13 protein-coding genes are annotated in these 9,502 nt (G+C 72.6%); 8 read left to right on the plus strand and 5 right to left on the minus strand.

The window, feature by feature from the left end:
* From ACXJKL_RS07060 to ACXJKL_RS07070, 3 genes are all read right to left on the minus strand, one after another.
* On the minus strand, nucleotides 1-312 hold a 312-nt coding region (locus ACXJKL_RS07060), incomplete at its 3' end, for a DUF885 family protein (protein ID WP_457206349.1).
* Nucleotides 313-367: 55 nt separating this feature from the next.
* Nucleotides 368-583, minus strand: coding sequence for an acyl-CoA carboxylase epsilon subunit (locus ACXJKL_RS07065; protein WP_457206350.1), 216 nt, complete (start codon nucleotides 581-583; stop codon nucleotides 368-370).
* Nucleotides 580-2,202, minus strand: a complete 1,623-nt coding sequence (locus ACXJKL_RS07070) for an acyl-CoA carboxylase subunit beta (RefSeq protein WP_457206351.1) — start codon at nucleotides 2,200-2,202, stop codon at nucleotides 580-582. Before ACXJKL_RS07070 ends, ACXJKL_RS07065 begins: the two co-directional genes overlap by 4 nt.
* A gap of 42 nt (nucleotides 2,203-2,244) precedes the next feature.
* Here ACXJKL_RS07070 and ACXJKL_RS07075 point away from each other — a divergent pair, with 42 nt between their 5' ends.
* The 8 genes from ACXJKL_RS07075 to ACXJKL_RS07110 all read left to right on the plus strand — a co-directional run bounded on the left by ACXJKL_RS07075 (nucleotide 2,245) and on the right by ACXJKL_RS07110 (nucleotide 8,859).
* On the plus strand, nucleotides 2,245-3,030 hold the full coding sequence (locus tag ACXJKL_RS07075) for a biotin--[acetyl-CoA-carboxylase] ligase (protein WP_457206352.1): 786 nt from the start codon (nucleotides 2,245-2,247) through the stop codon (nucleotides 3,028-3,030).
* A gap of 12 nt (nucleotides 3,031-3,042) precedes the next feature.
* A complete protein-coding gene (locus ACXJKL_RS07080; protein ID WP_457206353.1) occupies nucleotides 3,043-3,558 on the plus strand; it encodes a PH domain-containing protein in 516 nt (171 codons plus the stop codon).
* Nucleotides 3,548-4,564 (plus strand): adenylate/guanylate cyclase domain-containing protein, encoded by a 1,017-nt coding sequence (locus ACXJKL_RS07085; protein ID WP_457206354.1) that lies wholly within the window; start codon nucleotides 3,548-3,550, stop codon nucleotides 4,562-4,564. Before ACXJKL_RS07080 ends, ACXJKL_RS07085 begins: the two co-directional genes overlap by 11 nt.
* 100 nt (nucleotides 4,565-4,664) lie before the next feature.
* Nucleotides 4,665-4,976: a winged helix-turn-helix domain-containing protein gene (locus ACXJKL_RS07090; protein WP_457206355.1), complete on the plus strand. Its 312-nt coding sequence runs from the start codon at nucleotides 4,665-4,667 to the stop codon at nucleotides 4,974-4,976.
* A 35-nt stretch (nucleotides 4,977-5,011) separates the two neighbouring features.
* Nucleotides 5,012-6,169 (plus strand): 5-(carboxyamino)imidazole ribonucleotide synthase, encoded by a 1,158-nt coding sequence (locus ACXJKL_RS07095; RefSeq protein ID WP_457206356.1) that lies wholly within the window; start codon nucleotides 5,012-5,014, stop codon nucleotides 6,167-6,169.
* An 11-nt stretch (nucleotides 6,170-6,180) separates the two neighbouring features.
* Complete coding sequence (purE, locus tag ACXJKL_RS07100; protein ID WP_457206357.1) at nucleotides 6,181-6,696, plus strand: 5-(carboxyamino)imidazole ribonucleotide mutase; 516 nt, start codon at nucleotides 6,181-6,183, stop codon at nucleotides 6,694-6,696.
* A gap of 32 nt (nucleotides 6,697-6,728) precedes the next feature.
* Nucleotides 6,729-7,865 carry a heparan-alpha-glucosaminide N-acetyltransferase domain-containing protein gene (locus ACXJKL_RS07105; RefSeq protein WP_457206361.1) on the plus strand — a complete coding sequence of 379 codons (1,137 nt, stop codon included), beginning with the start codon at nucleotides 6,729-6,731 and terminating at the stop codon, nucleotides 7,863-7,865.
* 10 nt (nucleotides 7,866-7,875) lie between these two features.
* Nucleotides 7,876-8,859 (plus strand): Gfo/Idh/MocA family protein, encoded by a 984-nt coding sequence (locus ACXJKL_RS07110; protein ID WP_457206358.1) that lies wholly within the window; start codon nucleotides 7,876-7,878, stop codon nucleotides 8,857-8,859.
* Here ACXJKL_RS07110 and arfB read toward each other — a convergent pair.
* On the minus strand, nucleotides 8,856-9,284 hold the full coding sequence (gene arfB / locus ACXJKL_RS07115; RefSeq protein ID WP_457206359.1) for an alternative ribosome rescue aminoacyl-tRNA hydrolase ArfB: 429 nt from the start codon (nucleotides 9,282-9,284) through the stop codon (nucleotides 8,856-8,858). The genes ACXJKL_RS07110 and arfB overlap by 4 nt on opposite strands.
* Nucleotides 9,281-9,502, minus strand: a 222-nt coding sequence (locus ACXJKL_RS07120) for a CoA-binding protein (protein WP_457206360.1), incomplete at its 5' end; no start/stop codon positions are given. The genes arfB and ACXJKL_RS07120, both read right to left, overlap by 4 nt.

Consider the following 9,502-nt stretch of genomic DNA (forward strand, 5'->3'; position numbering starts at 1 on the left):
CTCGATCACCGAGACCATGCACCGCGTGATGCCGGCGTCCTCCATCTCCAGCTCGAGGCGGTGGCGCTCGAGGAACGAGTCCCGGGCGGCCGCCTCCCTGTCGTCGACGGGCGTCGCCGCCTCCACGGCCTCGACCGCGCGGCGTACGAGGCCGATGCGGGCGTCGTAGCCGGCCGGCGAGTAGTCCGGCAGGCGGTCGTCGTGCCCGGCGACCCCGAAGTAGGTCGCGGCGATCGGGTCGAGGGCGCAGAAGTCCTCGACGAACTGGTTGCACAGGTCGTCGACGGGGCGCGGGGCTGAGGTCTCGGTCACGGGGGCGACCCTACGACCCCGCGGCAGGGCGCCTCGCTATCTCCGCGGGAACCGGCTAGCGCGGCAGGGCGCTGGAGCGCCAACCCGAGGGGCCGCTGGCGTGGGTGCGGCGGACGGCGCGGTGCGGCGCCGACCACTCGGGGGTACGTCGCCCGCGTGGGTCGTCGCCGGCGGACCCGAGGGCGGCGAACACGGCCACCAGGGCCGCGACCTCCTCGGGGGTGGCGTCGGGGTTCACCACGCGCAGGAGCGGCGCCTCCTGCTCGGTCACAGCGGGATGTTCCCGTGCTTCTTGGGCGGCAGCGTCTCGCGCTTGGAGCGCAGCAGCCGCAGGGAGCGCACGATCTCGGAGCGGGTCTCGTGGGGGGAGATGACGGCGTCGATGTAGCCGCGCTCCGCCGCGATGTAGGGGTTGGCGAGCGTGTCGTCGTACTCCTGGACCAGCTGTGCCCGGCGCTCCTCGACGTTGCCGGCGGCCTCCGCCTCCGCGATCTCCTTGCGGTAGAGGATGTTGACCGCGCCCTGGGCGCCCATCACCGCGATCTGGCCGGTGGGCCACGACACGTTGATGTCGGCGCCGAGGTGCTTGGAGCCCATCACGTCGTAGGCGCCGCCGTAGGCCTTGCGGGTGATGACCGTGATCAGCGGGACGGTCGCCTCGGCGTAGGCGTAGATCAGCTTGGCGCCGCGGCGGATGATGCCGTTGAACTCCTGGTCGGTCCCGGGCAGGAAACCGGGCACGTCGACGAAGGTCAGCACCGGGATGTTGAACGCGTCGCAGGTGCGCACGAAGCGCGCGGCCTTCTCGGAGGCGTCGATGTCGAGGGTGCCGGCGAACTGCATCGGCTGGTTGGCCACGACGCCGACGGGACGGCCCTCGACACGGCCGTAGCCGACGATGATGTTGGGCGCGAAGAGCGGCTGGACCTCGAGGAACTCCTGGTCGTCCAGCACGGTCTCGATGACGGTGTGCATGTCGTACGGCTGGTTGGCGCCGTCGGGGATGAGGGTGTCGAGGGCGGAGTCGAGGTCGTTGACCTCGAGGTCCGCGGGCTCGTCGTAGACGACGGGCTCGTCGAGGTTGTTCTGCGGGAGGTAGGACAGCAGCGCCTTGACGTACTCGATGGCGTCCTCCTCGTCGGAGGCCATGTAGTGGGCGTTGCCCGACTTGGTGTTGTGCGTCCGCGCGCCGCCGAGCTCCTCCATGGTGACGTCCTCGCCGGTGACGGTCTTGATGACGTCGGGGCCGGTGATGAACATCGCCGAGGTCTTGTCGACCATGATCGTGAAGTCGGTGACGGCGGGGGAGTAGACGTGCCCGCCGGCGCAGTTGCCCATGATCATCGAGATCTGCGGGATGACGCCCGAGGCGTGCACGTTGCGGCGGAAGATCTCGCCGTACAGGCCGAGCGAGACGACGCCCTCCTGGATGCGGGCGCCGGCGCCCTCGTTGATGCCGATGATCGGGCAGCCGGTCTTCATGGCGAGGTCCATCACCTTGGTGATCTTCTCGCCGTAGACCTCGCCCAGCGAGCCGCCGAAGACCGTGAAGTCCTGGGAGAACACGCAGACCTGGCGGCCGTCGACGGTGCCGTAGCCGGTGACCACGCCGTCGCCGTAGGGACGGCGGTCCTGGAGGCCGAACGCGGTCGAGCGGTGCCGGGCGAGCTCGTCGAGCTCGACGAAGGACCCCTCGTCGAAGAGCAGCTCGATGCGCTCGCGAGCAGTCTTGCGACCCTTCGCGTGCTGCTTCTCCACCGCCTTCGCCGACCCGGCGTGGACGGCCTCGTCGAGGCGTCGCCCGAGGTCGGCCAGCTTGCCTGCCGTCGTGTGGATGTCGATGTCCTGCGGGACGTCCGTGCCCTCACCGGGCTGCACCTGTGCACTCACGTCGTGTGGCCTCCTGTTGTCTGCGTCCGACAATGTAGTGCCATGACGTCCGACCCGGCACCGCGCCCAGCACTCGAACCCGACCGCATCGTGGCCCCCGACGGCTGGCGCGTCGAGGTCACCGAGTCCACGCCCTCCACCAACGCGGTGGTGGCCGAGCGTGCCCGGGCGGGGGAGGCGGAGGGCCTCGTCGTGGTCACCGAGCACCAGACCGCGGGCCGCGGACGGCTCGACCGGGTGTGGGAGACGCCGGCACGGACGTCGCTGACGTTCTCCGCGCTGCTGCGTCCCGACCTGCCGGCCCAGGACTGGACCTGGCTGCCGCTGCTGACCGGGTACGCCGTCCAGGCGGCGATCGCCGACCGGATCCCGGAGATCGCGCTCAAGTGGCCCAACGACGTGCTGGTCGAGCAGCGCAAGCTGGCCGGCATCCTGGTCGAGCGGATCGAGACCCCGACGGGGCCGGCGGCGGTGGTCGGGGTCGGCATCAACGTCTCCCAGACCCTCGACGAGCTCCCCGTCGCACTGGCCACCTCGATCGAGCTCGAGACCTCCGAGCGGGTGGATCGCAGCAGTCTCCTCGGCCAGGTGCTGGGCTCCCTGCACGGTCTCCAGGGCCTCCTCCACGACACCGCGTCGCTGCGCGCCGCGTACTCCGACGTCTGCTCCACCCTGGGCCGCGAGGTCGACGTCCACCTCCCCGGGGACGTCGTACGACGGGGAGAGGCGCTGGACGTGGACGACCGGGGCGCGCTGGTCGTCAGCACCGCGGACGCGACGTTCACCGTCGGGGCCGGCGATGTCGTCCATGTGCGCCCCCGCCAGTGACATGATCGGGACGTGGCCTTCCCGACCAAGCTCCTCAACGACGGCGAGCACGTCGTCGTCTCGACGCGTACCCATCCCAAGGCGCTGATCGTCCCGGCGACCGTGCTGGTGGTCCTGGTGGCCGCCGTGGTCTGGCTCAGCACCCTCACCGACTCCACGCCGGTGGGCGTGGGCGCCGGGGTGGTGGCGGTGCTGGTCGCCGTGTGGTTCGTCGTGAGGCCGTTCCTGGACTGGCTCACCACGACGTACACCTTCACCAACCGCCGCTTCATCAAGCGCTCGGGGCTGATCGCCAAGGAGGGCCGCACGATCCCGCTCAACCGGATCAGCGGCGTCGACTTCGAGATCGGGGTCCTCGACCGGCTCTTCGGGTGCGGCACCCTCATCGTGTCCGACGCCAGCACCCACGGCCGGGTGCTGCTCGACGACGTCCCCCAGGTGGAGCAGGTGCAGCTGCGGGTGGCCGAGGAGCTGCACACCCTCTCCACCGGTGGCTCGGACGTCGAGCGCGTCGACGATGGCACCTGAGCGGCGACGCCGCGGGCAGCAGGGGCCGGACGCGACGGCCTCGGCACCCGAGCGTCTCGACCTCGCCATCCTCGGCGAGCAACCCACCCTCACCGCCCTCGAGGTGGCCTCCGAGACCGGGGTGACGGTCGACCAGACCCGGCGACTGTGGCGGGCGCTCGGCTTCCCCGACCAGCTGGGCGAGCGCGCCTTCACGCGCGCCGACGCCGAGGCGGTGCGCGACGTCGTGGGCATCGTCGACAGCGGGTCGGTCGACTTCGACATGGCGGTCAACATGACGCGTGGGGTCGGCCAGACCATGGCCCGCCTCGCCGACTGGGAGGTCGCGACCCTGGCCAGCCGGGTCGAGGAGCTCGAGGCCGGGCCGGACGCGACGGGCTCCCGGGTGGGCTCGGCGCTGCGGCTGATCGAGGAGGTGAGCCCCCACTTCGAGCAGACCCTGATCTACGCGTGGCGGCGCCATCTCGCCGCGGCGGTCGCCCGGATGGAGGCGATGGGCGCCAACGACGAGGACCTGCACACCGTCGACGTCACCGTGGGCTTCGCGGACCTGGTGTCCTTCACCGCGCTCTCCAACGAGATGGACCGCGACAAGATCGGGGACCTGGTCGAGAAGTTCGAGGGCCGCTGCCACGACGTCGTCACCAACCACGGCGGCCGGATCATCAAGAGCCTCGGCGACTCCGTGCTCTTCGTGATCGCCGACGCCGAGTCGGCCATCGAGGTGGCCGAGGGGATCATCAACGTCATCGGACGCGACCCCAAGCTCCCCGACGTGCGGGTGGGGCTGGCCTCCGGCCCGGTCGTGCCGCGGCTCGGCGACGTCTTCGGACCGCCGGTCAACATGGCCGCCCGGCTCACCGCCGTCGCCCGCCGCAACCGGCTCATCATCGACCAGCGCACGGCCGACCTGCTGCCGGTCGACGAGTTCGAGAGCCGCCGCCTGCCGGCCCGCCCGGTGCACGGGTTCGGGCTCGTCGAGCCGGTCGCCGTACGCCGCCGCTGAGCGCCCACGACCGCTTGCTGCATACGGCCGGACCAGACCATTCATCCACGTTTGGGTAAAAGCGCCCGCGTGGGCGGCGGACTGCTACCAGCCTTGGCCCGTGCTCAAGGTCCAGGACGTCCGTCTCGACCCGCACGACCGGARGGTGTGGAGGGGTGACCGGGAGATCCGGTTGTCCCGCAAGGAGTTCGACCTCCTCCACGCGCTGATGGCTCGAGCGGGTCTGGTGGTGACCCGTGCCGAGCTCATGGAGGACGTCTGGGAGACCACCTTCTGGACCTCGTCCAAGACCATCGACGTCCACCTGGGGTGGCTGCGCCGCAAGCTGGACGACGACCCGCGCAAGCCGCAGCTCATCACGACGCTGCGCGGCCACGGGCTGCGGTTCGAGACGAGCGTCGAGACGGCCTGAGCCTCGCTCAGGAGTGCTGCCCTAGGGTTTCCTGCGTGACGGACCGCGCACCCACCCTTGCCGTGATCGGTGGCGGGCAGCTGGCGCGCATGATGGCGCAGCCCGCGATCGCCCTGGGCCTGCCGCTGCGGCTGCTCGCCGAGGCCGAGGGCGTCTCGGCCGCCCAGGTGATCCCCGACCACGAGGTCGGCGACTACACCGACCTCGACACCCTGCGCCGGGTGACCGCCGGCTGCCCCGTGGTCACCTTCGACCACGAGCACGTGCCGACCGAGCACCTGCACGCGCTCGAGGAGTCGGGCATCGCCGTGCGACCCGGACCCGGGGCGCTGGTGCACGCGCAGGACAAGGGCGTCATGCGGGCCCGGCTCGCCGAGCTGGACATCCCCTGCCCCCGCAACGCACTGGTCACCACCACCGCCGACGTCGAGGTCTTCGGGCTGCCCTGCGTCCTGAAGACCACCCGCGGCGGGTACGACGGCAAGGGGGTGTGGGTCGTCCGCGAGCTCGCCGACGCCGACCAGGCCTTCGCCGCCGCCGAGGCGGCCGGCGTCGAGGTGCTCGCCGAGGAGCTCGTCGACTTCCGCCGCGAGCTGTCGGCCCTGGTGGCCCGTTCGCCCAGCGGTCAGGCCGCGGCGTACCCCGTCGTCGCCTCCACCCAGCTCGACGGCGTCTGCTACGAGGTCGTCGCCCCGGCCCCCGACCTGGCGCCCGCGCTGGCCGGTCAGGCGCAGGAGATCGCCCTGCGCGTCGCCGGTGCGCTCGACGTCACGGGCATCCTCGCCGTCGAGCTCTTCGAGACCACCGACGGTCGCATCCTCGTCAACGAGCTGGCGATGCGGCCGCACAACACCGGCCACTGGACGCAGGACGGCGCGGTGACCTCCCAGTTCGAGAATCATCTGCGTGCCGTGATGGACCTCCCGCTCGGGTCGCCCGCCCCGCGGTCGCGCTGGACGGTGATGGTCAACATCCTGGGTGGACCCACCGACACCGGCCGCCTCTACGACGGCTTCCCGCACGCGATGGCCCGCGACCCGCACCTGCGCGTGCACCTCTACGGCAAGGACCTGCGGCCCGGCCGCAAGGTCGGCCACGTCAACGCCTACGGCGACGACCTCGACGACTGCCTGGAGCGCGCGCGGCACGCCGCCGCGTGGTTCCGGGGAGACCTCGGCAACCACAGTGAGTGAAGGTGAGTGACATGACGGCACGCGTCGGCATCGTGATGGGGTCGGACTCCGACTGGCCCGTGATGGAGGCGGCGGCGGAGGCCCTCGCGGAGTTCGACATCGAGGTGGAGGCCGACGTCGTCAGCGCCCACCGGATGCCCGACGAGATGCTCGCCTACGGCCGGGAGGCCGCCGGGCGTGGCATCGAGGTCATCGTCGCCGGCGCCGGCGGGGCGGCCCACCTGCCCGGCATGCTCGCCGCGGTGACCCCGCTGCCGGTGATCGGCGTCCCGGTGCCGCTGAAGACCCTCGACGGGATGGACTCGCTGCTCTCGATCGTGCAGATGCCGGCCGGGGTCCCGGTCGCGACGGTCGCCATCGGTGGGGCGCGCAACGCYGGGCTGCTCGCCGTACGCATCCTGGCCAGCGGTGACGCCGCCCTCCAGCAGCGGTTGGTGGACTTCCAGACCGAGCTGCGCCGAGTCGCCACCGACAAGGGCGCCGTCGTCCGCAACGCCGCAGGTCGCGCCCGGAAGCTCGGCTTCTGACCGAGCGCCCGGCACCGGGTCGCCTCGTCGCGATCGACGTGGCGCGCTGCCTGGCGCTCCTCGGGATGGTCGCCACGCACGTCCTCGTCGCGCGCGACGCCGACGGCTCGCTGTCCTTCGGCCATGCCCTGGCCGGCGGGCGCGCGTCGGCGCTGTTCGCCGTCCTGGCCGGCGTCAGCATCGCGCTCGTGACGGGTCGACGTCGTCCGCCTGTCGGCACCGCGCGGACCCGCGCGTCCGCCGGGCTGGTCGTCCGGGCCGCGCTCGTGGCCGCCCTCGGCCTGGTGCTGGGCGAGGTCGACTCGGGGATCGCGGTGATCCTCACCTACTACGGCGTGCTCTTCCTCCTCGCGCTGCCGTTCGTCGGCCTCTCCGCCCGGTGGCTGGCGGTGCTGGCAGCCGGGTGGCTCGTGATCGCGCCCGTCGTGTCCCACCTGGTGCGGCCGTCGCTGCCCGAGCGGCAGTTCTCCAGCCCGACGTGGGGGCAGCTCGTCGCCGACCCCGGCGGACTGCTGGCCGAGCTGACGTTCACCGGCTACTACCCGGCCGTGCCGTGGCTGGCCTACGTGCTCGCCGGCATGGCCGTCGGACGCCTCGACCTCACGTCACGTCGTACGGCGGGGCTGCTGGCCGCCGGGGGAGCGGTCGCAGCCGTGACGGCGACGCTCGCCTCCCGCGCTCTCACCTCCGTCCCGTCGGTCCGGCAGGCGCTGCTCGCAGACCCGCCCGCACCGGACGTCGACGCCGCCGCGCTGCTCGACCGGATCTCCGCGGGCCTGCCCGGCACCACGCCGACGGGCGGGGCGTGGCAGTGGCTGCTGGTGGTCGCGCCACACACGGCCACCCCGTTCGACCTCGTGCAGACCATCGGGTCGGCGCTCCTGGTCATCGGGTCGGCGCTGCTGGCCCTCTCCGTGGTCGGACCCACCGGGCAACGGGCGGTGGCCGTCTTCTTCGGTGCGGGCGCGATGACGCTGACCCTCTACTCGGTGCACGTCGTGACCCGCTCGCAGAGCCTCCTGCCCGACGGGCTGCGGGACAGCTACCTGTTCCACGTGCTGCTCCTGCTCGGCATCGGGGCGGTCTTCGCGGCGACGCGCACGCGCGGACCCCTCGAGCAGCTGGTCGGTGCCCCCTCCCGGGCCCTGTCCGGGCCGCCGCGCCCCTAGGGTGGGCGCCATGACGACTCGGTGGGGCATCGCAGGGACCGGCGCCATGGCGGAGGCCTTCCTGCGCGACTTCGAGCACGTCCCGGACGCCGAGGTGGTGGCGATCGGGTCCCGCAGCCGGGAGCGTGCCGGTGAGCTCGCCTCGGCGCACGGCGTCGACGGAGCCCACACCTACGGCGAGCTGATGGGTGCGGACGTCGACGTCGTCTACGTCGCCACACCGCACCCGCAGCACCACGCACTGGCCCTGGCCGCCATCGAGGCCGGCATGCCGGTGCTGGTCGAGAAGGCGTTCACCGCCACGTTGGCCGGCGCCCGCGAGGTCGTGGCGGCGGCCCGCGAGCGCGAGGTCTTCTGCATGGAGGCCATGTGGACCCGCCTCCAGCCGGCCGTGGTCGAGGCCCGGCGCCTCGTCGAGGCCGGCGAGATCGGCGAGGTGCTCGCCGTGCAGGCCGACCTCGGCGCCTTCCGGGGCTACGACCCCGCCTCGCGGCTCTTCGACCCCGCCCTCGGCGGTGGCGCGGTCCTCGACCTGGGGGTCTACGTCATCTCGATGGCCCAGGACTTCCTCGGCACCCCGGACCGTGTCGTCGCCTCCGGCACCCGCTACCCCAACGGCACCGACGCGTCCGTGCTGATGCACCTGGCGTACGACGACGGACGAGGCGCCTCGCTCGCCTGCGGGCTCACCACCGAGAGCCCGGGCCGTGCCGTGGTCTGGGGGACCGGTGGCTCGATCGAGCTGCCGCCACGCTTCCACCACCCCACGTCGCTGGTGGTGCGCCGCAACGGTCGGGCGGCGGAGACCCTCGACCTGCCCGCGCGCGGGCGCGGCTACAGCCACGAGATCGACGAGGTCGGGCGCTGCCTGGCCGCCGGTCTCACCGAGTCGCCGGTGGTGCCGCTCGAGGACACCCTCGGCGTGCAGTGGGTGATGGAGGAGACGCTGTCCCAGCTCGGCATCACGACCGCCGAGGCCGCCGTCGAGCTCTAGTCGCTCACCCTGCCGCGCAGCGCCTTGGTCCGACCGCGTTCCTTCTTGGTGCGCAGCCGCCGTTCCTTCGACCCCCGCGTGGGTCGGGTCGCCCGCCGTGGTGGTGGCGGCGGGGCGAGGGCCTCACGCAGCAGCGCGGACAGCCGTTCGCGGGCGGCCACGCGGTTGCGGTGCTGGGAGCGGTGCTCGGACGCGGCGATGGTCACCACGCCGTCGGGCCACCGCCGCAGCGCCCGGACGCGCTGGGTGTCGGTGAGCGTCGAGGCGGCGCGCACGTCGTACTCCAGCTCGACGCGGCTGTCGGCGGTGTTGACCGACTGGCCGCCCGGGCCGGGGGAGCGGGAGAACCGCTCGACGAGGTCGGCGTCCGGTACCACCAGCCCCGACGGGAGGCCGGGACCGGACGGGACGTGGAGGTCCTTCATGCGCCGCGCTTGCGCCACTCGATCGCGGGGCAGGTGTCCATGACCATGGCGACGCCGGCGGCGGTGGTCCGCTCGTAGGCGGCCTCGTCGACGACCCCGAGCTGGAACCACACGCCCTTGGCCCCGACGGCCACCGCCTGGTCCGCGAACTCGCCGGCCGCCTCGGAGCGCCGGAAGACGTCGACCACGTCGACGGGGAACGGGATGTCGGCGAGGGT

The organism is Nocardioides sp. P5_C9_2 (genome assembly GCF_054049555.1).